The organism is Paraburkholderia largidicola (genome assembly GCF_013426895.1).
Taxonomy (GTDB): Bacteria; Pseudomonadota; Gammaproteobacteria; order Burkholderiales; family Burkholderiaceae; genus Paraburkholderia; species Paraburkholderia largidicola.
Window position 1 is genome coordinate 1,192,032 of record NZ_AP023174.1, and the last position, 25,787, is coordinate 1,217,818.

17 protein-coding genes and 1 tRNA gene are annotated in these 25,787 nt (G+C 62.7%); 11 read left to right on the top strand and 7 right to left on the bottom strand.

What is annotated here, in order from left to right:
* Positions 1-111: 111 nt before the first annotated feature.
* The 4 genes from pheT (at position 112) to PPGU16_RS05375 (ending at position 3,617) form a co-directional block, all read left to right on the top strand.
* Positions 112-2,544, top strand: a complete 2,433-nt coding sequence (pheT, locus tag PPGU16_RS05360; RefSeq protein WP_180722012.1) for a phenylalanine--tRNA ligase subunit beta — start codon at positions 112-114, stop codon at positions 2,542-2,544.
* 54 nt (positions 2,545-2,598) lie between these two features.
* Positions 2,599-3,009, top strand: coding sequence for an integration host factor subunit alpha (locus tag PPGU16_RS05365; RefSeq protein WP_007585478.1), 411 nt, complete (start codon positions 2,599-2,601; stop codon positions 3,007-3,009).
* Between the two features lie 54 nt (positions 3,010-3,063).
* Positions 3,064-3,468, top strand: a complete 405-nt coding sequence (locus tag PPGU16_RS05370) for a MerR family transcriptional regulator (RefSeq protein WP_180722013.1) — start codon at positions 3,064-3,066, stop codon at positions 3,466-3,468.
* Between the two features lie 72 nt (positions 3,469-3,540).
* A tRNA-Pro gene (locus PPGU16_RS05375) sits at positions 3,541-3,617 on the top strand.
* Between the two features lie 153 nt (positions 3,618-3,770).
* On the opposite strand, the gene PPGU16_RS05380 is transcribed toward PPGU16_RS05375, so the two are convergent.
* Entirely contained in the window at positions 3,771-4,055 is a 285-nt protein-coding gene (locus PPGU16_RS05380; protein ID WP_180722014.1) for a DUF3303 domain-containing protein, read from the bottom strand.
* A gap of 800 nt (positions 4,056-4,855) precedes the next feature.
* On the opposite strand from PPGU16_RS05380, the gene uvrA reads away from it, so the two are divergent.
* The 3 genes from uvrA (at position 4,856) to PPGU16_RS05395 (ending at position 13,003) form a co-directional block, all read left to right on the top strand.
* Positions 4,856-10,765 carry an excinuclease ABC subunit UvrA gene (gene uvrA, locus PPGU16_RS05385; protein ID WP_180722015.1) on the top strand — a complete coding sequence of 1,970 codons (5,910 nt, stop codon included), beginning with the start codon at positions 4,856-4,858 and terminating at the stop codon, positions 10,763-10,765.
* Between the two features lie 438 nt (positions 10,766-11,203).
* Complete coding sequence (gene tehA / locus PPGU16_RS05390) at positions 11,204-12,163, top strand: dicarboxylate transporter/tellurite-resistance protein TehA (RefSeq protein WP_180722016.1); 960 nt, start codon at positions 11,204-11,206, stop codon at positions 12,161-12,163.
* A 135-nt stretch (positions 12,164-12,298) separates the two neighbouring features.
* Entirely contained in the window at positions 12,299-13,003 is a 705-nt protein-coding gene (locus PPGU16_RS05395; RefSeq protein WP_180722017.1) for a glutathione binding-like protein, read from the top strand.
* A gap of 89 nt (positions 13,004-13,092) precedes the next feature.
* Here the strand turns inward: PPGU16_RS05395 and PPGU16_RS05400 are convergent, their stop codons facing one another.
* The 5 genes from PPGU16_RS05400 to PPGU16_RS05420 all read right to left on the bottom strand — a co-directional run bounded on the left by PPGU16_RS05400 (position 13,093) and on the right by PPGU16_RS05420 (position 19,126).
* A complete protein-coding gene (locus PPGU16_RS05400) occupies positions 13,093-15,210 on the bottom strand; it encodes a phosphocholine-specific phospholipase C (protein WP_180722018.1) in 2,118 nt (705 codons plus the stop codon).
* Positions 15,211-15,499: 289 nt separating this feature from the next.
* On the bottom strand, positions 15,500-15,628 hold the full coding sequence (locus PPGU16_RS43035) for a hypothetical protein (RefSeq protein WP_274599974.1): 129 nt from the start codon (positions 15,626-15,628) through the stop codon (positions 15,500-15,502).
* Between the two features lie 466 nt (positions 15,629-16,094).
* Complete coding sequence (locus PPGU16_RS05410) at positions 16,095-16,949, bottom strand: alpha/beta fold hydrolase (protein ID WP_180722019.1); 855 nt, start codon at positions 16,947-16,949, stop codon at positions 16,095-16,097.
* A gap of 8 nt (positions 16,950-16,957) precedes the next feature.
* Positions 16,958-18,556, bottom strand: coding sequence for a benzoate-CoA ligase family protein (locus tag PPGU16_RS05415; RefSeq protein WP_180722020.1), 1,599 nt, complete (start codon positions 18,554-18,556; stop codon positions 16,958-16,960).
* A 78-nt stretch (positions 18,557-18,634) separates the two neighbouring features.
* Positions 18,635-19,126 carry a DUF4863 family protein gene (locus PPGU16_RS05420; protein WP_180722021.1) on the bottom strand — a complete coding sequence of 164 codons (492 nt, stop codon included), beginning with the start codon at positions 19,124-19,126 and terminating at the stop codon, positions 18,635-18,637.
* 278 nt (positions 19,127-19,404) lie between these two features.
* On the opposite strand from PPGU16_RS05420, the gene PPGU16_RS05425 reads away from it, so the two are divergent.
* The 4 genes from PPGU16_RS05425 to boxA all read left to right on the top strand — a co-directional run bounded on the left by PPGU16_RS05425 (position 19,405) and on the right by boxA (position 24,978).
* Positions 19,405-20,367, top strand: a complete 963-nt coding sequence (locus tag PPGU16_RS05425) for a helix-turn-helix transcriptional regulator (protein WP_180722022.1) — start codon at positions 19,405-19,407, stop codon at positions 20,365-20,367.
* A gap of 146 nt (positions 20,368-20,513) precedes the next feature.
* The gene (boxC, locus tag PPGU16_RS05430; RefSeq protein WP_180722554.1) at positions 20,514-22,184 is read left to right on the top strand and encodes a 2,3-epoxybenzoyl-CoA dihydrolase; all 1,671 of its coding nucleotides are present in this window, start codon (positions 20,514-20,516) and stop codon (positions 22,182-22,184) included.
* A gap of 80 nt (positions 22,185-22,264) precedes the next feature.
* Positions 22,265-23,692 (top strand): benzoyl-CoA 2,3-epoxidase subunit BoxB, encoded by a 1,428-nt coding sequence (gene boxB / locus PPGU16_RS05435; protein ID WP_180722023.1) that lies wholly within the window; start codon positions 22,265-22,267, stop codon positions 23,690-23,692.
* 35 nt (positions 23,693-23,727) lie between these two features.
* The gene (boxA, locus tag PPGU16_RS05440) at positions 23,728-24,978 is read left to right on the top strand and encodes a benzoyl-CoA 2,3-epoxidase subunit BoxA (protein WP_180722024.1); all 1,251 of its coding nucleotides are present in this window, start codon (positions 23,728-23,730) and stop codon (positions 24,976-24,978) included.
* Positions 24,979-24,991: 13 nt separating this feature from the next.
* Here boxA and PPGU16_RS05445 read toward each other — a convergent pair whose 3' ends face one another.
* The gene (locus PPGU16_RS05445; protein WP_180722555.1) at positions 24,992-25,714 is read right to left on the bottom strand and encodes a TetR/AcrR family transcriptional regulator; all 723 of its coding nucleotides are present in this window, start codon (positions 25,712-25,714) and stop codon (positions 24,992-24,994) included.
* Positions 25,715-25,787: the final 73 nt, after the last annotated feature.

The following is a 25,787-nucleotide window of genomic DNA, read 5'->3' on the forward strand; positions in this document are numbered from 1 at the left end:
GCACGGCATTCGGCAATCTGACTGCCGCCGCAAACAGCGCCTCCGGTTGATGCCGACCTTGTCGACATACCGGCCGGATGCGGACACAACCTGTTTAGAACGTACAGAACCATGCAATTCCCGGAATCCTGGCTCAGAACCTTTGTCGATCCGCAACTGACGACGGCCGAGCTGTCGCACGCCCTGACGATGGCCGGTCTCGAAGTGGAGGACCTGCGTCCCGCTGCGCCGCCGACGTCGAAGATCGTGGTGGGCCGCGTGCTCGAAGTCGTCAAGCACCCGGACGCGGACAAGCTCAACGTCTGTCAGGTCGACGCCGGCACAGGCGCGACGTTGAACATCGTGTGCGGTGCGCCGAACGTGTCGCCTGGCATCAAGGTGCCCGTCGCGCTGGTCGGCGCGCAACTGCCGCCCGCCGAAGAGGGCGGTGCACCGTTCGCGATCAAGCTGTCGAAGCTGCGTGGCGTGCAAAGCGAAGGCATGCTGTGCTCGGCGCGTGAACTGAAGTTGTCCGAAGATCATAGCGGCCTGCTGATCCTGCCGGAAGATACGCCGATCGGCCAGGATATCCGCGAAACGCTGAACCTCGACGACACTGTGTTCGAAATCAAGCTGACGCCGAACAAGGCCGATTGCCTGTCGGTGTTCGGCGTCGCGCGCGAGACGGCCGCGATCACGGGCGCGCTGCTGCGTCCGCTCGATATCAAGCCCGTCGAAGTGAAGCTGAACGAAACGCTGCCCGTGAAGATCTCGGCGCCGGACCTGTGCGGCCGTTTTTCGGGCCGCGTGATCCGCGGCGTCAACGCGCGTGCCAAGTCGCCGGCGTGGATGGTCGAGCGGCTCGAACGTTCCGGTCAACGAAGCATTTCGGCTTTGGTCGACATCTCGAACTACGTGATGCTCGAACTCGGCCGTCCGTCGCACGTGTTCGATCTGGACAAGATTCACGGCGAGATGGACGTGCGCTGGGGCAAGCCCGGCGAGTCGCTCAAACTGCTGAACGGCAATACGGTCGAAGTGGACGAAACGGTCGGCGTGATCGCCGACGATCACCACATCGAAAGCCTCGCGGGCATCATGGGCGGCGACAGCACGGCCGTGACGCTCGACACGACCAACATCTATCTCGAAGCCGCATTCTGGTGGCCCGATAGCATTCGCGGCCGTTCGCGCCGTTATAACTTCTCGACGGACGCGGGCCATCGCTTCGAACGCGGCGTCGACTACTCGACGACTGTCGAGCATATCGAACGGATCACGCAACTGATTCTCGACATCTGCGGCGGCGAAGCGGGTCCCGTCGACGATCAGATCGTCAATGTGCCGAAGCGCGAGCCCGTCAAGATGCGCGTCGCGCGCGCGAACCGCATCATCGGCGTGGCGATCGGCGGCGATGAAATTGCGCAAATCTTCACGCGCCTCGGCCTGCCGTTCGAACGCGACGGCGACGATTTCCTCGTGACGCCGCCGCCGTATCGCTTCGATATCGAAATCGAAGAAGACCTGATTGAAGAAGTCGCGCGCATTTACGGCTTCGAGAAGATTCCGGCGAATCCGCCCGTAGCGCGCAGCGAGATGCGCCGCACGAACGAAACGCAGCGCTCCATTCACACGCTGCGTCACGCGCTGGCCGCACGCGATTACGCGGAAACGGTGAACTTCAGTTTCGTCGATGCCGAATGGGAGCAGGATTTCGCGGGCAACGACAAGCCCGTGAAGCTGCTCAATCCGATCGCGAGCCAGCTGTCGGTGATGCGTACAACGCTGTTCGGCAGCCTGATCAACGTGCTGCGCCACAACCTGAACCGTCGTGCGGAGCGCATTCGCGTGTTCGAAGCGGGACGCGTGTTCCTGCAGGACGCGTCGATCAAGGCGGGTGAACTGGCTGTGGAAGGCTTCGCGCAACCGAAGATGTTCGGCGCGCTCGCCTATGGCCCCGTCATCGAAGAGCAGTGGGGCGCGCAAACGCGTGCCGTCGACTTCTTCGACGTGAAGGGCGATCTCGAAGCGCTGCTGGCACCCGCCGTCGCGCGCTTCGTGAAGGCGGAACATCCGGCGCTGCATCCGGGACGTAGCGCGCGCATCGAACTCGATGGCCGCGCGATCGGCTGGATCGGCGAACTGCATCCGCGATGGATGCAGAAGTACGACCTGCCGCATGCGCCGATCCTGTTCGAAGTCGAAGCAGAAGCGCTGATGCAGCGCGCGCTGCCGAGCCCGACGGAAGTGTCGAAATTCCCGCCCGTGCGGCGTGATATCGCGATCGTCGTCGATCAGAAAATCGAAGTTCAGGCGCTCTTTGACGAGATGCAAAAGGCACTTTCGGACGAGGCTTGCAAGACCATTCAAAGGGTTGCGCTTTTCGATGAATTTCGTGCAAAATCAAATACTTCCGGCGGGCTGGCAGCGCACGAGAAAAGCCTTGCGTTCCGTGTAACCTTGCAAGATACTGGTGGCACCCTTCAGGATGAAACGGTCGATCTGGCCATTCAGACTCTGGTGGATCGTCTTGCTCGAGTATATGGCGCCCGGTTGCGCGGATAACTGATAACGGCTGTTCCGCAAGTTCCGTTCTGGTTGACGCGCCATTTGACAGATATGAATGAAATGAACTCGAGTGATTTCGAAGCCCTTCTTACGGCGCAGCGTAGCGCCATGATCCGCGATATCCCTACCTCAACCGCTAGCGCGTCGGGCGAAGCGCCGACGCTTACCAAGGCTGAGCTTGCCGAGCTGCTGTTCGACAATGTCGGGCTCAACAAGCGGGAAGCGAAGGACATGGTCGAAGCGTTCTTCGAGGTAATTCGCGACGCGTTGGAGAGTGGCGACAGCGTCAAGCTGTCCGGCTTCGGCAACTTCCAGTTGCGCGACAAGCCTCAGCGTCCGGGCAGAAATCCGAAAACGGGCGAGGCGATTCCTATCGCCGCGCGCCGCGTCGTGACGTTCCACGCAAGTCAAAAGCTGAAGGCGCTGGTCGAGAACGGCGCTGAAGAAAGCTTCGCGCGCTGATCGATTCGCGCGCCCGCGCAACCACTACGACGGTTATCCGACCGCTAACTGACGATGACAGCGACGATCGAAAAAGTCGTCTTGCCTCCGATTCCCGCGAAGCGCTACTTCACGATCGGTGAAGTCAGCGAACTATGCGGTGTGAAACCGCATGTGCTGCGGTACTGGGAGCAGGAGTTCACGCAGTTGCGGCCGGTGAAGCGCAGGGGCAATCGCCGGTACTACCAGCATCATGAAGTGCTGCTGATCCGGCGGATCCGCGAGTTGTTGTACGAGCAGGGCTTCACGATCAATGGCGCGCGCAACCGGCTCGATTCGCATGGCGCGGGTCAAGCGGCGGAAGTCGAAGGCGAAGTGGTCGAAGGTACGGTCACGCAAACGGCGGCGAACACGGCCACGGTCGATGTCGATCAGTTGCGCAAGGAGTTGCTGCAAGTGATCGACCTGCTCGGGCATTGAACGATTTGTTGTATCGAGATTTGATTGTTGCAGTTCTATTCGCGTGAAGGGTCTGTTATACTTTCATGCTTTCGGGGCGTAGCGCAGCCTGGTAGCGTACCTGCATGGGGTGCAGGTGGTCGGAGGTTCAAATCCTCTCGCCCCGACCAGAAAGACAAAAAGGACTTACGGTGTCATGCCGTAAGTCCTTTTTTCTTTGCGCGGCGGTTTGGTACCTGTCGCGGATGGACATCGAACTGCATCGTCATCCTGATTAATCGATGTCCAAGGGAATCAACGCCCTGGCCGAATGCAGCACCACGTCACTTCTGCGCGAGAAACGCGCCCAACGCTTGCCCGAGTTCCTCGTCGGTGACAGCGGGCGAAATGGTGAACGTAAAGATATCGCCCCATTGCAGCATCCACGCGGCCATCGGCGCGGTGCTGTTGGACTCGATGATCGCGCAGCCGCTCAATTCGCCGATCGAATGCCAGCGTCCAAGCATCGTGATGCCGTCAGGCGGCAGGGCGCCGCCCGTTTTCATGAAGCGCTCGACGGCCGATTGCTGTGCTGTTGGCAAACCGTTCCACTGAACAATGAACTTCATTGCGCACCTCCACTTCAGTCGCGGCGATGCCGGCCAGTGGCGAGCCGTCACCGTGACGGGCGCTGCGGATAGCGGCGCTCGGGAGCCTGCATCGCATGCAGATTCGTCCTACAGAATCCGCAACCCGATGCCGCCACCTCGGCGTTCCAAAGAATGATAGGCATCCCGCCTCGAACTTCCAGGCGCAAGCACGGGGTATTTGGGCGGTTTCTGTGTGCCTTACCGCATCCGATCCAGCAAGCGACTCGCGCTTTAAGTTTCTGTTAAGGCTGCGCTCATACATTGTTCGAGCGTTCGGACGATGCAGGAGGTGCTGCGAGGAGTCGTCCGACGCTTCGTGGTCCGCCGGGGGGCGAACCAGCCGAAGACCATCGTCGATGCGCATTCGACCGCCGCAAGGCGACAGATGGCGTGTGGCAAGCGGCCGATCAGCCTTCGCCCGAGGGCTGTGGGGGACGGCCATTCGAACCCGGTGCTCCACCGGGTTTTTCTTTTCCGGCGCGCGCCGGCCCATCACGCACGGGCACGAACCCTGCGCAGGATTGACTCGATTCCACGCTGAACCGTGCGGCCTCCGTCGCGTCACACACTGGTCATTTGGCTTATGCCGTTTGCCGCGCTATCGTCGTGCAATCGGCGTGCAAAACTGTATAAACATACAGTATAGTATTCACCTATCCGGCGCGGCGGCCTGCAGATATTTCGGCTACACGCGCTGCACGAACCTCGCCGACGAGCACGCATGGCCGCAAACGGCCGGCCATCATGCCCCGGCCAACTCATTCAGACGGACAGGCAAATTGTCATCTAACGGAACGATCCGAATTCGTGGCGCACGCCAGCACAACCTGAAGAACGTCGACCTTGACCTTCACACGGGTGAAATGACCGTCGTGACGGGGCCATCGGGCTCGGGTAAGTCGAGCCTCGTGTTCGACACGCTGTATGCCGAAGGGCAGCGGCGCTACGTCGAAACCTTCAGCGCGTATGCGCGGCAATTTCTCGACCGGATGGATCGGCCGCAGGTCGACCGTGTCGACGGTGTGCCACCCGCCATCGCCATCGACCAGACCAACCCGGTGCGCAGTTCCCGCTCCACGGTCGGCACGATGACCGAGCTGAACGACCATTTGAAGCTGCTATACGCACGCGCGGCGGAACTGTTCGACCGCAAGACCGCTCAGGCTGTCCGGCATGATTCGCCGGAGACGATCTACGCCGACCTCGACGCCCGCACGGCCACTGACGATCCGCGCATCGTCGTGACTTTTCCGGTCGAGCTACCCGAATCGACGAGCGAGGCAGAAGTCGAGCAATGGCTTTCAGCGAGCGGCTATACGCGTGTTCAGGCGCAGCGCGAAGTCGCGTCGCCCACGGGTATGCGCAAGGTACTCGACGTCGTGGCCGACCGCTTCCGTCTGCATCAGATCGAAAAAGCGCGGGTGGTCGAGGCGATCGAGGCGTCGCTCAAGCGTGGCGGCGGGCGCGTCAATGTCTACGTGCTGTCGCAGTCTCAAGAGGGCGAAGAAGCCGAGCCGCAGATCTGGCGCTTCTCCACCGGGTTGCACAACCCGGACAGCGATCTTCGCTACGCCGACCCACAGCCCGCATTGTTCTCGTTCAATTCTGCCTATGGCGCATGCGATACGTGCCGCGGCTTCGGACGGGTGATCGGCGTCGATCTCGGCCTCGTGATTCCCGACGAGCGCAAGACGCTGCGCGGCGGCGCAATCAAGCCGATGCAGACGCCCGCGTGGAAAGAGTGCCAGGACGACCTGATGCGCTACGCGGCGAAGGCCAACATTCGCCGCGACACACGCTGGTCCGAACTCACGGAAGCCGAGCGCGACTGGGTCATCAATGGCTCGCCGGACTGGGACGGCGAGTGGCAGAAACAGTGGTATGGCGTGAAGCGCTTCTTCGGCTATCTGGAGTCGAAAGCGTACAAGATGCATATCCGCGTGCTGCTCTCGAAGTACCGTAGCTACACACCGTGCGAGACGTGCGGCGGCGCGCGCCTGAAGACGGAATCGCTGCTGTGGCGACTCGGCTCGAAACAGAATGCGGACGGCGTGCTGGAGCCGTCGCAGCGTTTCATGCCGCGCGGGGTCGACTGGAACCGTGCGCAGCTCGAAGCGTTGGCGGGGCTGACGGTGCACGACCTGATGCTGCTGCCTATCGAGCGCATCCGGCGCTTCTTCGACGAGATCACATTGCCGAGCGCGCTGCTCGACGACGCACTCAAGCTGTTGCTCGCCGAAGTGCGCACGCGCCTCAAATATCTGTGTGACGTCGGCCTCGGCTACCTCACGCTCGATCGTCAGAGCCGCACGCTGTCGGGCGGCGAAGTGCAGCGGATCAACCTGACCACGGCACTTGGCACGTCGCTGACCAAGACGCTGTTCGTGCTCGACGAGCCAAGCATCGGCCTGCATCCGCGCGACCTGAACAGGATCGTGGAAGCAATGCATCGGCTGCGCGATGCGGGCAATACGCTTGTCGTCGTCGAACATGATCCTTCCGTGATGCTCGCCGCCGATCGTTTGATCGACATGGGACCGGGACCGGGCGAACGCGGCGGCACGATCATCTACGACGGCACGCCGGACAAGATCCGTTCGGCGGGAACGCTGACGGGCGAATATCTCGGCGGACGCAAGCATGTCGCGGACGCAGCGCACTGGGCACGTCGGCCCGTCGACACGAGTACGCCGCGCATCGTGCTGGAAGGCGCGCGCCAGCACAATCTGCGCGACGTGACGGTCGACATTCCTTTGCAGCGCCTCGTGTGCGTGACGGGCGTATCGGGGTCCGGCAAGTCCACGCTGATCCAGGACGTGCTGTATCCCGCGCTGGCGCGGCAGCTTGGCAAGGCGACGGAATCCCCGGGCGCGCACCGCAGTCTGACGGGGGGCGAGCAGATCAGCGACGCGATTTTTGTCGACCAGTCGCCGATCGGTAAAACCACGCGCTCGAATCCCGCGAGCTACGTCGGCGCCTTCGACGAAATCCGCAAGCTGTTTGCGAAGGCGCCGCTCGCGCTGCAACGCGGCTACGGCGCGGGCGTGTTCAGCTTCAATTCGGGCGACGGCCGCTGCCCGACCTGCGGCGGCTCCGGCTTCGAACATATCGAAATGCAGTTCCTGAGCGACGTCTATTTGCGTTGCCCGGACTGTGACGGCAGCCGTTATCGGCCAGAGGTGCTCGAGGTGAAGATCGAGCGCGCGGCTCGCGCGCTGAGCATCGCGGACGTGCTGGAACTGACCGTGCACGAGGCGGTCACGCTGTTCGCCGCGGATGGCGAAGTGCTGCGCGTGTTGCAGCCTATCGTCGACGTCGGTCTCGAATACGTGAAACTGGGGCAGCCGGTCCCCACGCTGTCGGGTGGCGAAGCGCAGCGTCTGAAGCTCGCGGGCTTCCTCGCGGAAACCGCTCAGGCGAAGACGGCACGCGGTGCGAAGCAGGCGCCGGCGGCACGCCTTTTCATGTTCGACGAGCCGACCACCGGTCTTCACTTCGACGATATCGCCAAGCTGATGCAGGCGTTCGGCAAGCTGCTGGCAAGCGGTCATTCGTTGATCGTGATCGAGCACAATCTCGACGTGATCCGTGCAGCTGACTGGCTGATCGATCTCGGTCCCGAAGGCGGCGATGCGGGCGGTCTGGTCGTGTGTGCGGGTACGCCGGACGACGTCAAGCAATGCCCCGGGTCCCATACGGGCGAAGCGCTCGTGCAATACGACCGCGCCATGGGGCTCGCCATCGAGCCGACCGAGGCGGCCGAAAAAGCGGAAGCGGCCGCCCATGGCATGCCGCTCCAGACAGCACTGAATGCGGCGCGGGCGCGGCGCGCGGTGGAAGGCGAAGACGTCGTGCGCATCGTCAACGCGCGCGAACACAACCTGAAAGCGCTGGACGTCGATATTCCACACGGCAAGTTCAACGTCATCACGGGGGTCTCGGGTTCGGGCAAGTCGACGCTCGCATTTGACATCCTGTTCCATGAAGGGCAGCGCCGTTATCTGGAATCGCTGAACGCGTATGCGCGTTCTATCGTGCAGCCCGCCGGGCGTCCCGAAGTCGACGCCGTGTATGGCATCCCGCCAACCGTCGCGATCGAGCAGCGTTTGTCGCGGGGCGGACGCAAGAGCACGGTCGCAACGACGTCCGAGGTATGGCACTTTCTGCGTCTGCTCTACGTGAAGCTCGGCATCCAGCATTGCATTCACGACGGGGCGCCCGTCACGTCGCAAAGCGTCGAGTCGATCGTCGCGCAGTTGATGCGCGATCACAAAGGCGATCATGTCGGACTGCTTGCGCCGCTCGTCGTAAACCGTAAGGGCGTCTATACCGACCTCGCGAAGTGGGCGAAAGCGCGCGGCAATTCGCACTTGCGCGTCGACGGGGAATTCGTGCCCGTCGATCCGTGGCCGAAGCTCGATCGTTTCCGCGAGCATACGATCGAATTGCCCGTCGGCGACATCGTCGTGTCGGCGGACAAGGAAGCCGAACTGCGTCGCCTGCTCGATGAGACGCTCGAAACCGGCAAGGGCGTGATCCATCTGCTTGCGCCGCTCGACGGCCTCGAACACGCGATGACCCGCAATGGGCCGACGGCGCATGTCGGCGAAGTGAAGGTGTTGTCGGTCAAGCGCGCGTGTCCCGTGTGCGGCACGAGTTATCCGGAACTGGACCCGCGCATGTTCTCGTACAACAGCAAGCACGGGTGGTGCACGACCTGCGTCGGCACGGGTCTCGCATTGACGCGCGAGCAGCGCGCCGCCTATGACGACACGGTCCTCGTCGACGACAACCGTGGCCGCGAACAGACCTTGCCGTCGGATGAGCAGGAACCGGAAGGCGTCGTCGACGAGCCGTGTCCGGATTGCCACGGCACGCGTCTGAATCCGTCCGCTCGCGCGGTGTCGTTCAGCGAAACGTCGATCGTCGACGTCGCGCAGTGGACCGTGACGGATACGCGACGCTGGATCGACGGGCTCGAACTCACCGGGCGCGATGCGGAAATCGCACGCGACGTGATCAGCGAAATCGGCAGCCGCCTGCAGTTCCTCGAAGAAGTGGGTCTCGGTTATCTGAGCCTCGACCGGGCGGCACCGAGTCTGTCGGGCGGCGAAGCGCAACGCATCCGTCTCGCCGCGCAACTTGGCAGTAACCTGCAGGGCGTCTGCTACGTGCTCGACGAGCCGACCATCGGTCTGCACCCGCGAGACAACCAGATTCTGCTGAACGCGCTGCGCAAGCTCGGCGACAAGGGCAATACGCTGGTCGTCGTCGAGCATGACGAAGACACCATCCGTCGCGCGGACCACATCATCGACATTGGTCCGGGCGCGGGCAAGCGCGGCGGTACGCTGGTCGCGCAGGGGCGCGTTGGTGATCTGTCCGCGCAGTCGGATTCGCTGACAGGTCAGTTTCTTGCTCAGCCGATTCTGCATCCGCTGCAAGCGCGGCGTCACGTTTCGCTCGCAACGAAGCGTGCGCCCGCCGTGCCGGAGAAGTGGCTCACCGTGCATGGCGCGACGCTGCACAATCTGCGCGATGTGACCGTCGGCATTCCGCTCGGGCGTCTCGTCGCCGTGACGGGCGTGAGCGGGTCGGGTAAGTCGACGCTCGCGCGCGATGTACTGATGACGAACCTGCTCGATGCCGTCGGCCGGTCGGTACTGTCGTCGCCCGCCGTACGCCGCGCGCGCAAGGCCGCGCAAACGGAGCAGGCGCCCGCTGCGAACCGTCGTTCGAGCGTGCTCGCACGCAGCGCGCCCCGGCCGTCGCTGAACGTCGCGCATGCATGGCAAGGCTGCGAATCGATCAGCGGCTTCGAGTCGATCGACCGCGTGCTGGAAGTCGACCAGACGCCGATCGGCAAGACGCCGCGTTCATGTCCTGCCACGTATATCGGCGTATGGGACACGATCAGACGTCTGTTCGCCGATACGCTCGAGGCGCGGGCGCGCGGCTACACGGCATCGCGCTTCTCGTTCAACACAGGCGACGGCCGTTGCCCAGCGTGCGAAGGACAAGGCGTGCGCACGATCGGCATGAGCTTCCTGCCCGACGTGAAAGTGCCGTGCGACGTCTGCCATGGTCAGCGCTTCAATCCGGAAACGCTCGCGGTGACGTGGCGTGGCAAGAATATCGGCGACGTGCTGACGATGGAAATCGACGAAGCCGTCGACTTTTTCGCGTCGATGTCGAACATCGCGCATCCGCTGCAACTGATGAAGGACGTCGGCCTTGGCTATCTGACGCTCGGCCAGCCGTCGCCGACGCTGTCGGGCGGCGAGGCGCAGCGCATCAAGCTGGTCACCGAGTTGAGCAAGGTGCGCGACGACATCACACGCCGCGGACAAAAAGCGCCGCACACGCTGTACGTGCTCGACGAGCCGACTGTCGGCCTGCATATGGCCGACGTCGCGAAGCTGATTCGCGTGCTGCATCGGCTCGCCGACGCGGGGCACAGCGTTGTCGTGATCGAACACGATCTCGATGTGATCGCCGAGGCGGACTGGATCATCGATCTCGGACCTGAGGGGGGCGTGGGCGGCGGCTCGATCGTCGCGTCGACGGATCCCGAAGGCCTGGTGCGCGTCGCGGCCAGCCATACGGGGCGGGCGCTGGAGCCGGTACTCGCGAGAGTAGCGAGCGACGCCGGCGAGAGCGTAGCGGGCGTGCGCGTGAGCGCTGGCTGATGTAGCAAGAAAGGCCGCGCGGCGTCGTTCGTTCGACACGATGCCGCGCGCGTCAGGGGCAGAGATCAAGCGTTCTCGCATCGAGCCGAAACGTTGAAGCACTGCTCGCGCCTCGTCCCGCGCGCGAAATCATCACGCTCGAAACCGAACGCATCGGCTACACGTCTGCGACACGTTGCCACAACGATTGTCAGACAGGGCTCCGGCCGTCTGGCAAGACAACAACAGGCCGATGCCGTCCAGCATGCGATTGCGGGCTCCACCGCCCGCGCATCGACGCACTTCCCCCAGTCTTTCTGACGGACACGATCCACTTATCGACGGCATACTTTCGGGCAATCGCGCGCGAACGGTTCAAGCGCGCGTGCTCGGCCATGCAAGTTCGCAATCCCACTGCGTCGCAACGCGTTTTGCCCGCAGGTCACATCAACCCGCATCATGAAAAGCACCTCGATTTCCGCTTCGCTCTTCAGCGTCGTGCTCGGTCTGTCCGGCCTCGGACAGTCGTGGCGGGTCGCGGCGCGAATGTGGCATGTGAGTGCAGCGGTCGGGGAAGCGATCCTGCTGCTTGCGACGCTCGTCTGGTTCGGCCTGTTGATCGCGTACGTGCTGCATGCATTGCGCCACCCTGCCAAAGTCGTCGATGAGTTCAAGCATCCCGTCGCGGGCGGCACGGCAGCGCTGCTCGGCGTGTCGACGCTGCTGATCGTGCAGGCCGTCTTTCCGTATTCTCGCGGACTCGCGGCGGCGCTCGCCGTAGCGGGGCTCGCATGGCATCTGAGTTTCGCGCTCTGGCACACGGGCATGCTGTGGCAGGGCGGACGCGACATGCGCGACACGGCGCCCACGCTCTATCTGCCGACCGTCGCCGGTAACTTCACAGGCGCGGCGGCGCTCGCCACGATGGGTCGTCCCGAATGGGGCTGGCTGCTGTTCGGTGCAGGCATATTTTCGTGGCTCGCCATCGAGCCGCTGATCATCTATCGCCTGTGGCACGGTGCTGCGCTGCCGCCCGAGCAGCGTCCGCTGCTCGGCATCCAGTTCGCGCCGCCCGTCGTCGGCGCGGCGGCCGCGCTGGTGTTGCAGCCGGGTTCCGTCGATCACTGGATCGTGATGCTGCTCGGCTATGGCCTGTTTCAGATGCTGATCGGCTTGCGGCTCGGTGGCTGGCTGACGAAGCACCCGTTCGCGCCATCATGGTGGGCTTACACATTCGGTGCCGCCTCGGCGACGCTCGCGTGCATGAAGCTCGCGCAGGCGGGCGTGCCGCCTGCCCAGACGCTGTCGGTGCCCGTGTTCGTCGGCGCAAATTTGTTCATCGGCTATCTGAGCGTGCGTACCCTGGCGCATCTGTTCGACCCGTCGGAGGCGCAGGCGCGGATATCGCGCATCGATTGAGCGAACATCCAGTCGACCATGCGCAGGCCGCACGTCGTCGGGTCGGCGAGCCTCGTCTGTTCAACCGCAAGCAAAACGTAGTCAACCCGTCTATATTGGTCCCTGTTTGACGACTCAAGCTCACAAGGACCTTTCATGCCTGACCCATCCCTGTTCCCGATCGCGAAGAAGTGGCCCGCAACGCATCCCGAGCGCATCCAGCTGTACTCGCTGCCCACGCCCAACGGCGTCAAGGTGTCGATCATGCTGGAAGAAACAGGTCTCGCGTACGAACCGCATCTGGTGCGTTTCGATACGAACGACCAGCTGTCGCCGGAATTCATGTCGCTCAATCCGAACAACAAGATTCCCGCGATCATCGATCCGAACGGCCCGGATGGCGAGCCGCTGCCGCTCTTCGAGTCGGGCGCGATCCTGATCTATCTCGCGGACAAGACGGGGCAATTGATGTCGAAGCGGGCGTCGGACCGCTACGAGACAATTCAATGGGTGATGTTCCAGATGGGAGGGATCGGACCGATGTTCGGCCAGGTCGGCTTCTTCCATAAGTTCGCGGGCAAGGAGTACGAGGACAAGCGTCCACGCGAGCGCTACGTCAACGAATCGAAACGGCTGCTCAACGTGCTGAACGAGCGGCTCGCGACACGCAAGTGGATCATGGGTGACGACTACACGATCGCCGATATCGCGACGTTTCCGTGGGTGCGCAATCTGGTCGGCTTCTACGAGGCTTCCGATCTGGTCGGCTTTGACGACTTCCCGCATGTGAAGCGCGCGCTCGACGCATTTCTGGCGCGACCTGCCGTCGCGCGCGGGTTGGACATTCCGAAGCGCGTGTAAGCGCAGCGAACAAAAAGCCCGTGCCGTCGACACAACGGCACGGGCTTTCGTTTTGAGCAGCGCTCTAAACCGTCAGACCGGTCACCCGCTTACACACCGCCCAGCGCCGGATCGCTCATGCTCGGCTTGCCCGTCTCGACGTGACCCGCGAAACGGCGCGTGAACGACGCATCGCTATCGACGGTGATCGTCAGATCGTACCAGCCGTACACGTGACGCAAATCGAGATTCACGGTATCGCTATCGCCGCCGCGCACAGTGTGCGTGAGCGCTTTGCCCGAGTCATACGCATTGACGATCTTGAACTGGCAGCGCGTGTTGCCTTCGTTCTTCAGACGCAACTGCAGATTGCCGTTCGCCACGTCGTAGCCCTCCGCGACTTCCGGGTTAGCGCGATCGTGGCTGTTCCAGAAGTGCTGCGCGACCTGCTTGCCGGCAAAGCGGCGCAGGAAGCCATTCGGCCCATGTACCGTGAAATCGTACGAACCATCTGCGTTCACGGGCAACTGATCGACGAGACGCTTGCCTGCTTCGACCGTGTACGTGCGCGGCGCATCGGCGCTCTGCGCTTCGAACACGAGGAAGTTCGCGCCGGCGTCGCCCGTGTTGACGAAACGCATCGAGAGCTTGCCGCTGCTGTTGTCGTTGACACGCACGAACAGTTCGTACGGCACCGCGCGAGCCGGGCGCACGCCAGGCTCCTGTTTCGGCACGGAGCCGACAGCGGGCGGCAACGGCACGTAATCGGGGTGACGGTTCTGATCCTGCGGCTTGTACGCTGCGGTGGACGGCAGCCTCGGGAACGCATCGTTCGGGTTCTTGAAGTTGAACGCCGACGTCAGATCGCCGCACACCGTCCGACGCCACGGTGTGATGTTCGGCTCCGACAGCTTGTGGCCATGACCGAAGCGCGCTTCGATGAACTGGATCACCGACGTGTGATCGAACACCTCCGAGCACACAAAGCCGCCCTTCGACCACGGCGACACGACCAGCATCGGCACACGCGGCCCGAGGCCATACGGACCGGGCGCGTATTTGCCGTTGTTGCCGCCGGGATAGATTTCATTGGTGGTGTCGACGGTCGACAGGCCATTCGCACTCGACGACGGCGCAAACGGCGGCGACACGTGATCGAAGAAACCGTCGTTCTCGTCATAGTTGATCAACAGCGCCGTCTTGCTCCACACCTCGGGATTCGACGTGAGAATCTGCAGCACCTGATCGACGTACCACGCGCCGTAGTTCGCGGGCCAGTTCGGATGCTCGGAGTAGGCTTCCGGCGCGACGATCCACGACACCTGCGGCAACTGGTTATTCTGCACGTCCTTGCGCAGAACGTCGAAGTACGTGTCGCCCGCCGACACGTTCGTGCCCGTGCGTGCCTTGTCGTACAGCGGATTGCCCGGCTGCGCGTTGCGATACTGGTTGAAGTAGAGCAGCGAGTTGTCGCCGTAGTTGCCGATGTACGGATTGTTTGTCCAGCCCCACGATCCATTGGCATCCAGGCCCGTGCCGATGTCCTGATAGATCTTCCACGAAATACCCGCGGTTTCCAGTACCTCGGGATACGTCGACCAGCCGTAACCCAGTTCCGAATTGTCGACGACGGGGCCGCCGCCCGAACCGTCGTTGCCGACCCAGCCCGTCCACATGTAGTAGCGGTTCGGATCGGTCGCGCCCATCAGCGAGCAGTGGTACGCGTCGCAGATCGTGAACGAATCGGCCAGCTGATAGTGGAACGGGATGTCGTCGCGCGTGAGGTACGCCATCGTCGTCGTGCCCTTGTTCGGCACCCACTGGTCGTTGCGACCGCCGTTCCATGCGCCGTGGGTCGTCGGCCAGTCGTGCGGCAAGTCTTGCAGGAATTGCAGACCGAGATTCGGCGCCGTCGGACGGAACGGCAGCACTTCACCGACGCCGCCCGCCAGCGGTTGATGCCACACCGGTTTCCCATTTGGCAGGTTGATCGCGCGCGTGTCGCCGAAGCCGCGCACGCCTCGCAGCGTGCCGAAGTAATGATCGAACGAGCGGTTCTCCTGCATCAGCACGACGATGTGTTCGATATCGCGGATGCTGCCTGTCTTGTTGTTCGCGGGAATCGCGAGCGCATTGCGGATGCCGAGGGGGAGCATCGTCAATGCGGTGGCGGAGCCGGCTGCCTGGGCGGCTGCTCGCAGAAAATCACGGCGGTTTTTTGAGGTCATGTTGCCTTTGATCGTGAGGGAAGAAACGGTAAGGGAGGGCATCCATGCGGGGGCAGGGAGCCTGACTGGGCAGAACTCAATCGACGGTGTGAATGACGGGTGGTGCGAGAACGACGGAATCGGCTGCGCTGGCGCCGCTGGGGGATGCGGTTTGTGCCTGCGCGGAAGGGGACTGCGGTGTTTGCAGCGTGTTGCCGGCTGCTGAAGTGGATTGCGTCGGTGCGGCGTTGAATGTCGTCGCGAGTGCAGGCTGTTGTTCGCGTTGTGCCTGTTGCTGCTGCTGTTTCTGTTACTGCGACGCCTGCATCGAGGTGTCGTCGCTGCATGCCGTGGCGACGATCGATAACGCGACGACGGCGAGCATCCAGTGCAATCGCTTGGGTTGCGGGCTACGTGCAGTTTTATGCAGAGCGGGCATCGTCATCCTCCGGCACCATGCTTGAGAGACGCGTAACGATAGCTATCGTGTGTGTAGCTATTGTGAAGCGTGAGGCGACGAAAGAAATGAGGAACGAGCGCGGAAGAAAATGCAGAAAGATGCGTGTAATGCATCGTGGCGATGCGCATATGCATCGACGTGCAGCAGAGTGCGCTGCATCCGATGCGCTGCGCATTACCTGTGACCGTTCAATGACTTGAGTGTGTTATTGGCGTGTTGTCCACAAGGTTGATCACGGAAAATGTGGACAACCTTGCGACGTGTCCGCGCGAAGAAGATGCGCGCGCGACTGACGCGGGGTGGAGGCAGCGCGTGCAATCTGAATTGCGTCAATGACTTGCGCTGGTCTTGCGCAGGTTACCCACAGGCTTGTGCACGGTTTCTGTGGAGAACTGCAGTGCAATGCATCACTGCGCGCTGGAGCCGGCTTGTTTCGCTTGCCGATTCAGGCCGACGCGCTGCCGTCGTGCTTCTTGATGAAGTCCACGATCACATCGTTGAGCGCTTGCGGCGCGTCGCGATGAGGCGAATGCCCGCAGTTGTCGAGCTTCGCCAGTCGGGTGTGTGAAGCGCGCTGCGCAATCGTGTCGATCTGCGCCATCGTGCCGTAATGATCGTCGTATCCCTGCACCGCGAGCAGCGGGCATCGAATGTATTCGAGTTCGTCGACGATGCTCCATGATCGGAACGCATCGCTTAGCCAGATGTCGTTCCAGCCATAGAAGGCCGAATCGACGTCGTCGTGGTGTCGCGCCAGCTTGCTGCGCAAATCGGATTGCTCGTACGCCGTCTTCGCCTCGGCGATGCTCGCGACGGAAATGTCCTCGACGAAGACATGCGGCGCAATCGCGACGGCGCCGGCGAGTGCATCAGGAAAAGCGGCAGCATAAAGCAGCGTGATCGATCCGCCGTCGCTGTGGCCGATCACCCACATGCGTTTTCTTTCTTCTGCGCTGACATCGAGTGCATCGAGCAAGGCGGGAAGAATGTCACGCGCCTGCACCGACATGAAATCGACGGGCAATTTGACGTGATGCGGACGCGGCGTCGAGCGTCCATAACCCGGGCGCGAATACACCAGGCCGCGCATGCCGAGCCTGTCGCACACGCTCTGCGGCCAGTCCTTCCACATCGCGACGGAGCCGAGTCCCTCGTGCAGGAACACGGCCAGCGGCGCATCGGTCAGATGCGTGTTGAGCCAGCGGTATTCGATATCCAGCGCGCCGCGTTGCGCGGTCGCAGGCAACGCGACGGTCGCACTCCGCGCGTCGTCGCCCAAGGTCGTGACAGGTTCGGCCATTCCGTTCATCAGCTGTTGAGCTGTTCCCGCAGTTTGAAGCGTTGAATCTTACCTGTTGCCGTCTTCGGCAGATCGTCGACGAAGACGATATCGCGCGGATACTTGTGCGGCGCGAGCTTGTCCTTGACGAACGACTTGAGTTCATCCGCCAGTGCATCGCATGCATCTGCATTGTGTTTCAGCACGACGAATGCACGTGTTTTCACGAGGCCGCCATGATCGACGCCAACCACGGCGGCTTCGAGCACGGCAGTATGTTGCACGAGGACCATTTCCACTTCGACGGGCGACACGTACTGGCCGCTTACCTTCAGCATGTCGTCGCTGCGGCCTGCATATTGGTAGCAGCCGTTCGGCAGGCGGCAGTACTTGTCGCCGCTACGGATCCACTCGCCCAGAAAGGTCGCGCGCGATTTCTCGCGGTTGCTCCAGTACATCAGTGCGGCGCTCGGCCCCTTGATGAACAGATCGCCGACTTCACCGTCGGGCACGGAATGACCCGCTTCGTCGCGTAACTCCACTTCATATCCCGGCACGGGACGGCCCGTTGTTCCGTACTCGACTGCACCTGGGCGATTCGACAGAAAGATGTGCAGCATCTCCGTCGAACCGATGCCGTCGAGAATCTCGCAGCCGAAGTGCGCAGTAAACCGCTCGCCGATCTCGCGCGGCAAGGCCTCACCCGCCGATGCGCAGACGCGCATCGCGACCTGCTCGCGCGGCGGCAGATTCGGCGACACGAGCATGCTCGCGTACAGCGTCGGCACGCCGTAGAAAATCGTCGGCCGATGCTCGACGAGTCGCCTGAAGATCGCGTCGGGTGTTGGACGCTCGGCCATCAGCACGGCCGTTGCACCGACCGACAGGGGGAACGTCAGCGCATTGCCGAGGCCATAGGCGAAGAACAGCTTGGCGGCGGAGAACACGACGTCGCGTTCGCCGATGCCGAGAATCGGCTTTGCATAGAGCTCTGCAGTCCAGTACAGGTTTGCGTGCGTGTGCACCGTGCCTTTCGGTTTGCCGGTCGAACCGGATGAATACAACCAGAATGCGATGTCGTCGCCGCTACATGCATTGGGCTTCATCGACGGCTGGGCGCCGTCGATCAACTGGCCAAGCACATAGGTTGGCGGCGGATCGACCTGCACGGGCTGCGACACGATCAACAGACAGCCGTCGTGTTCCGCCTCGCTCATCGCTTTTTCGACATTCAGCAGCAGCGCGCCCGATGCGATCACGGCCCGTGCGTGGCTATGCGTGAGCATGTACAGATAGTCCGCCGACGTCAGCAGCGTGTTCGCGACCACAGGTACGACGCCCGCATAGAGCGCCCCGAGAAACGCGACGGGCAATTCAGCCGTGTCGAGCATCACGAGCAGGATGCGCTCCTCGGAGTGCACACCGAGCGAACGCAACGCGCCAGCGAAGCGGCGCGCGCGGTCTTCGAGCTGCGCGTAGGTGGTGACGCCGGCGTCGTCGATATAGGCAGGCTTGTCGGGCCGCACGTCGTTGAGCCGAAACAGGTGCGACGCGAAGTTGAACTGCGCGGGCGGCGCGGCGACGTTCGGCGCGGGCTCGCCTGGGTGCGATTCCAGCAAGGCTTGCATGTTTCCTCCGGCGAGTTGAGGCGGAGTGTGTGGGAACGGAAAGGGGACGTGAAAGCGCTGAAGGCGTGTGAATGCGCTTCAGGCGACGCTGGCGTCCCGCGTGAATTCGATTGCACCTTGCGGCAGCAGATACAGCACGAGCGCCTGACCGTGCGCGACCGTCGGCCGATGCGCGCTGCCGGGCCCATATGCGCACCACCCGGCCGGATGGCCGTCGAAGGTCGCGCCGTCGGTGAGCGGCATGATCAGATCGATCTCGCCGTGTGGGTGCACATGATGCGGACCGGCAATGTCCTGCATGTCGACGACGTCGACTGAAAAGCCGTGCGTGTCCGGTGTGGGCTTGATGACGCGGCCGTAGCGGATCCCGCCATGTTCGCGATTGCACAGCCAGCCTTCGGTGACGCCTACGCGGCAGGCATCGGCGAGTTCGTCGTAGGTCGCACTGCCAACGGGCCAGGTCGCGTTGAGCCAGTCGGCCAGCGATGCGTCGAGCGGGCGGCCGTCCAGTTGCGCGGTGACGCCTGCAGTCACGCCCTGAAGCAGACGCTGAAATTCCTGAGGGGACATGCTTGCCTCCTGTCGACCGAACTGGCGTATCGAACGCAGCCGACGCTTTCGCGTTTGCTTTGCCTGCCTTGCTCAGGTCTCACGCAAGATGATTTTGCTGCCGTCGACACGCACCTTAATTCATGTGCTGCGTCGCCGATCGTCTCCGATTTCGCCTATGCCATCCGGCGGAGGGCTGTTGGCGTTGTTATTGCATCGATATGCGGCGAAAATTAACCGTTCACCTTGAGCATGTCAAGCACTATAGTACATATACCTAGTCGATGAGGCTCCGCGACATGAACCAAACTTACTCCGACGCTGCGGCGAACGCTCAGTCGAACCCGCGCGCAGACGACGACGCGCCGAAAGCCGAGCGCGAAGAACGCGATCCGTTCCTGACCGCGATGGGCGAGCGCGTGCGCCTGCTGCGCGCGCGCCGCGGCATGACGCGCAAGACACTGGCCTCGGAAACGGGCTTGTCCGAGCGGCACCTCGCGAATCTCGAGTCGGGCGTCGGCAATGCGTCCGTGCTGGTGTTGCGGCAGATCGCGGCCACGCTGAACTGCCCGCTCGCCGAAGTGATCGGCGACGAGACCACCTCGTCCGCCGAATGGCTGCTGATCCGTGAACTGCTGCAGGGGCGAGACCAGGCGGCGCTACAACGCGCACGCGTCGCGTTGTCGGAGATGTTCGCGCAGGCGCCGCGCGATCCGCATCGCAAGGACCGCATCGCGCTGATCGGGCTGCGTGGGGCGGGCAAGTCGACGCTTGGCCGCATGCTCGCGCAGGAGCGCAAAGTGCCGTTCATCGAGATCACCAAGGTGATCCAGCAGATGGCGGGCTGCCCGCCGGCGGAGATCCATTCGCTGTACGGCGCGAGCGCGTATCGCCGTTACGAGCAGCGTGCGCTCGAGGCGGTGATCGGCGAGCACGAGCGCGCCGTGATCGCTTCGCCGGGTGGGCTGGTGTCGGAGCCCGCCACCTTCAATGCGCTGCTCGCGCACTGTTTCACCGTGTGGCTGCAGGCCACGCCGGAGGAGCATATGCGCCGCGTCGTGGCGCAAGGTGACTTACGGCCGATGTCGGGCAACAAGGAGGCGATGGAGGACCTGAAGCGCATCCTCGCCGGCCGCGGCGAACTGTACGGCCGCGCCGACATGACCTTCGATACCAGCGAGCGCACGCTGGCCGACGCCTATCTGCAACTGCGCGACCGCCTTGCCGCACGGCTCGCGGCTGAACTGAGCGACGAAACGTAATGCAGATGCCGCAGTCGTTCCAGGCACGGCTGCGCCAGGGATAACCCGAAAACATGAAGTAAAGTGCTTTACATGGCTGCGATGGTGCACTATTGTTCGTTCAAACAATCTGCATCCGTCTCAGGAGACGCCCCATGTCCGCAGCCATGTTCCCGGCAGAGACCGCCGCCGTGCGAGTCGACTACCGCACCGATCCCTCGCAGTACAAGCACTGGAAGCTCGCGTTCAATGGTCCGGTGGCGACGCTCGGTATCGACATCGCCGAAGACGGCGGCATCCGCGACGGTTACAAGCTGAAGTTGAATTCATACGACCTGGGTGTCGATATCGAACTGCACGATGCACTCCAACGCATCCGCTTCGAGCATCCCGAAGTGCGGACGGTCGTCCTCACGAGCCTGAAGGACCGTGTGTTCTGCTCGGGTGCAAACATCTTCATGCTCGGCCTGTCGTCGCATGCATGGAAGGTCAACTTCTGCAAATTTACGAATGAAACCCGCAACGGCATCGAGGACTCGTCGCGTCACTCGGGCCTGAAGTTTCTTGCTGCCGTCAACGGTGCCTGTGCAGGCGGCGGATATGAACTGGCACTCGCATGCGATGAGATCTATCTGATCGACGACCGTTCGTCGTCGGTGGCGCTGCCGGAAGTGCCGCTGCTCGGCGTGCTGCCGGGAACGGGCGGCCTCACGCGCGTCACCGACAAACGCAAGGTGCGGCACGATCGCGCCGACATTTTCTGCACGGTGGTCGAAGGCATTCGCGGCGCGCGCGCGAAAGAGTGGCGTCTGGTCGACGAAGTCGTGAAGCCGAACCAGTTCGAGCAGGCGATCGCGGCGCGTGCATTGGAACTCGCGCAGCAAAGCGATCGTCCTGCCGACGCACGAGGCGTGGCGTTGACGCGCATCGAACGCACGGATCGCGAAGACGGCCTCACGTATGCGACGCTCGACGTCAGCATCGACCGGGCCAAACGCACGGCCACTTTCACGGCCAAAGCGCCCGCTACCGGGCAGCCTACGGAGATCGATGCCATCGTCGCGAAGGGCGCGAACTGGTGGCCGCTGCAGTTCGCCCGCGAACTCGACGACGCGATCCTGTCGATGCGCACGAACGAACTCGATATCGGCACGTGGATTCTGAAGACGGAAGGCGATGCGCGTGCAGTGCTCGCCGTCGACGCTACGCTGCTGCAACACAAGGACCACTGGTTGGTGCGCGAAACGATCGGCCTGTTGCGCCGCACGCTTGCGCGCATCGACGTGTCGTCGCGTTCGCTGTTTGCTCTGATCGAGCCGGGTTCGTGCTTCGCAGGCACGTTTGCTGAGTTCGCATTCGCTGCCGATCGAACCTACATGGCCGCGCTGCCCGCGAACGAAGATGAAGAGCCCGCGATCACGCTGTCGGAAGCCAACTTCGGCCTGTATCCGATGGTCACGCATCAGTCGCGGCTGGCGCGGCGCTTTTACGAAGAGACGGAACCGCTCGATGCCGTGCGCGCGAAGATCGGCCAGCCCGTGAAAGCGGTGGAAGCCGAACGCCTCGGTCTGGTCACGGCATCGCCGGATGACATCGACTGGGCCGACGAAATCCGCATTGCGCTCGAAGAGCGCGCGGCGATGTCGCCGGATGCGCTGACGGGCATGGAAGCGAATCTGCGTTTCAACGGCCGCGAGACGATGGAGACGCGCATCTTCGGCCGTCTGACGGCGTGGCAGAACTGGATTTTCAACCGGCCGAACGCGGTGGGCGAGAAGGGCGCGCTCAAGGTGTACGGCAAGGGCAGCAAGGCGCAATTCGACGTCTCGCGCGTGTAAGGGCGCGCCACGCTGACATAACGACATCGCGTCGATACGAACCCTCTCGCAGACGAACGCACCGCGCACAAGGAACCGACATGTCCACGATCAATTACACCGACAAGATCCCGAACAACGTCAACCTCGCCGACGACCGCGCGCTGCAACGCGCGCTCGAACAATGGCAGCCGAACTTCCTGTCATGGTGGGGCGACATGGGCCCCGACGGCTCGCATGATTTCGACGTCTATCTGCGCACGGCAACGAGCGTCGATCCGGGCGGTTGGGCACATTTCGATTACGTGAAGATGCCCGACTACCGCTGGGGCATCTTCCTCGCGCCCGGCGATCAGGATCGCAAGATCAACTTCGGCGAGCACAAGGGCGAAGCGGCGTGGCAGGACGTGCCGGGCGAGCATCGCGCGAACCTGCGCCGCATCATCGTCACGCAGGGCGATACGGAGCCGGCGTCTGTCGAGCAACAACGTCACCTCGGCCTCACGGCGCCGTCGATGTACGACCTGCGCAACCTCTTTCAGGTGAACGTCGAAGAAGGCCGCCACCTGTGGGCGATGGTGTATCTGCTGCATCGTCATTTCGGCCGCGACGGGCGCGAAGAAGCGGAGGCGCTGCTCGGCCGCCGTTCGGGCGACGACGACAACCCGCGGATTCTCGGCGCGTTCAACGAGAAAACGCCCGACTGGCTCGCGTTCTACATGTTCACGTACTTCACGGACCGCGATGGCAAGTTTCAGTTGAGCGCGCTCGCCGAATCGGGTTTCGATCCGCTTGCGCGCACCACGAAATTCATGCTGACGGAAGAAGCGCATCACATGTTCGTCGGCGAATCGGGCGTGTCGCGTGTCGTGCAGCGTACCGCGCAAGTGATGAACGAACTGAAAACGGACGACGCGAACCGCATTCGCGCAGCAGGCGTGATCGATCTCGCCACCATCCAGCGCTATCTGAACTTCCACTACTCGGTGACGATCGACCTGTTCGGCGCGGATCATTCGTCGAATGCGGCAACGTTTTACAGCTCGGGCCTCAAGGGCCGCTATGAGGAAACGAAGCGCGACGACGATCATCAGCTGAACGGACAGAGCTACAAGCTGCTCGATGTCGCAGACGGCAAGCTGGTCGAACGCGAAGTGCCGATGCTCAACGCGATGAACGAAGTGCTGCGCGACGACTACATCAAGGATTCCGTCGCGGGGGTTGGGCGCTGGAACAAGGTGCTGGAGAAGGCCGGTATCGAGTTTCGCCTGACTGTGCCGCACAAGGCATTCAACCGCCAGATTGGCACGTTTGCGAGCACGCGCGTATCGCCCGATGGCCGCGTGATCAGCGAGACAGAATGGGCGGCGAACGAAGCGAAATGGCTGCCGACGCCCGAGGATCGCGCGTTCGTCGCGTCGCTGATGGGACGCGTCGTCGAGCCGGGCAAGTTCGCGAACTGGATCGCGCCACCCGCGATGGGTATCAACCGCCAGCCCGTCGATTTCGAATACGTGCGCTTCAACTGAACGCAACGTAAAGCAAAGCCAAAGGCAGAACCATCATGAACGCGCCTGTACCGGTCGATATTCTCAAGCAGCACCTGATCGATCCGGAGATCTGCATTCGCTGCAATACCTGCGAAGAGACCTGTCCGATCGATGCGATCACGCATGACGGCACGAATTACGTCGTGATGCCGGACGTGTGCAACGGCTGCATGGCGTGCGTGCCGCCGTGTCCGACGGGCGCGATCGACAACTGGCGCTCGGTGCTCAAGGCCGACGCGTACAGCATCGATGAGCAGTACACGTGGGACGTCTTGCCGGAGCAGGGCACGATGGCGCTGCCGCCGTCAACTGAGGCACCGGCGCAAGAAAGCGTCACGAGCACCGACAGCACCAGCGAAGCGCTGGGCATCGACGTCGATACGGTGCGCGGCGCAGTCGTGCCGCCGTGGTCCGCCGCGCGTCCGTATGTGAATCTCTACACGCACAAGAATCCGACGACGGCCACTGTCGTCGGCAACTACCGGTTGACGGACGAGACGACGCAAAGCGATATCCATCACATCGTGCTCGATTTTGGTTCGATGCCGTTCCCTGTGCTCGAAGGGCAGTCGATCGGCATTCTGCCGCCTGGGAGCGCCGCCGATGGACGCGCCCATCATGCGCGCCAGTACTCGATTGCCAGTCCGCGCGACGGCGAGCGGCCCGGCTACAACAACGTTTCGCTGACCGTGAAGCGTGTCACCCAGGACTATCAGGGCGACGCGGCGATCGGCGTGTGCTCGAACTATCTGTGCGACCTGAAGAAGGGCGACGTGGTCAACGTGATCGGCCCGTTCGGCAGCACGTTCCTGATGCCTAATCATCCGAATTCGCATCTGTTGATGATCTGCACGGGCACGGGCTCCGCACCGATGCGCGCGATGACCGAGTACCGGCGCCGGCGCAGGCTGAAGGGCGCAACGGGCAAGCTGATGCTGTTCTTCGGCGCGCGTACGAAAGAGGAGTTGCCTTACTTCGGACCGTTGACGAATCTGCCGAAAGACTTCATCGACACGAACCTCGCGTTTTCACGTACGCCGGGCGAGCCGAAGCGCTACGTGCAGGACGCAATGCGCGAGCGTGCCGTCGACGTCGCGCAGTTGCTGCGCGACGAGAACACCCACATCTACGTGTGCGGGCTGAAAGGGATGGAAGATGGCGTGCTGCAGTCGCTGAAGGACATCGCGGATCAGCATGGACTCGAATGGGACGCGCTATGGCAGCGGCTCAAGCGCGAAGGGCGCCTGCATCTGGAAACATACTGAGCGAGCGCAGGCGTCAACGCTTCGATGACGGAGACTTCGCTCCGCACGCGCGAATCACGAGTTGCACCACCTGCTCCGTCGTTGCGTCGAAGGCCTTTTGCGAGAACGCGCGCTTGCCGCCCAGCGCGCGTATCTGTGCGTCGAAATCCGCATAGTGCTGCGTCGTGGCCCAGATCATGTACAACAGCGTTTGCGCATCCACGTCTGCGAGCAGGCCGCGCGCGATCCAGTCGTCGATGACCGTCACGCGCGTATCGAGCCACGGCTTCACGCGCTGCTCGAGAATGTCGAGCATGTGGTCCGCGCCATGAATGATCTCGTTCGCCCACACCTTCGATCCGAGCGGCCGTCGCCGTGACAACGCCATCTTCGCGCGCACATAGCCGCCGATCGCTTCGACGGGATCGTCGCTGCCTTCGAACGTATTCGCCGCGCGATGCCAGTCTTCGAACAGGTCTTCGAGCACGCGCCGGTAGAGCGCGAGCTTGGTCGGAAAGTAGTAGTGGACGTTGGCTTTCGGTAAGCCAGCGCGCTCCGCGATCATCGCCGTGCTCGCGCCTTCGAAGCCGCGCTCCGCAAAAACGGCTTCCGCACAGGCCAGCAGATGCGCTTCATTGCTCTCGCGAATGTGAGCCTTGCGCCGCCGCAAAGGGGCGGGCGCTTCGTCGTTGCCGGTCTCGCTCACTATCGTGTCGTCGTGTCTCATCGTTAGCCTTTGTGCCGCGTCGCGCTTCATTCTAGCCGCTCGCGTCGCGATCCACATCAACGCATCCATCGTTTCGTTGCACGTGCCGAAAGTCATGCTGCGT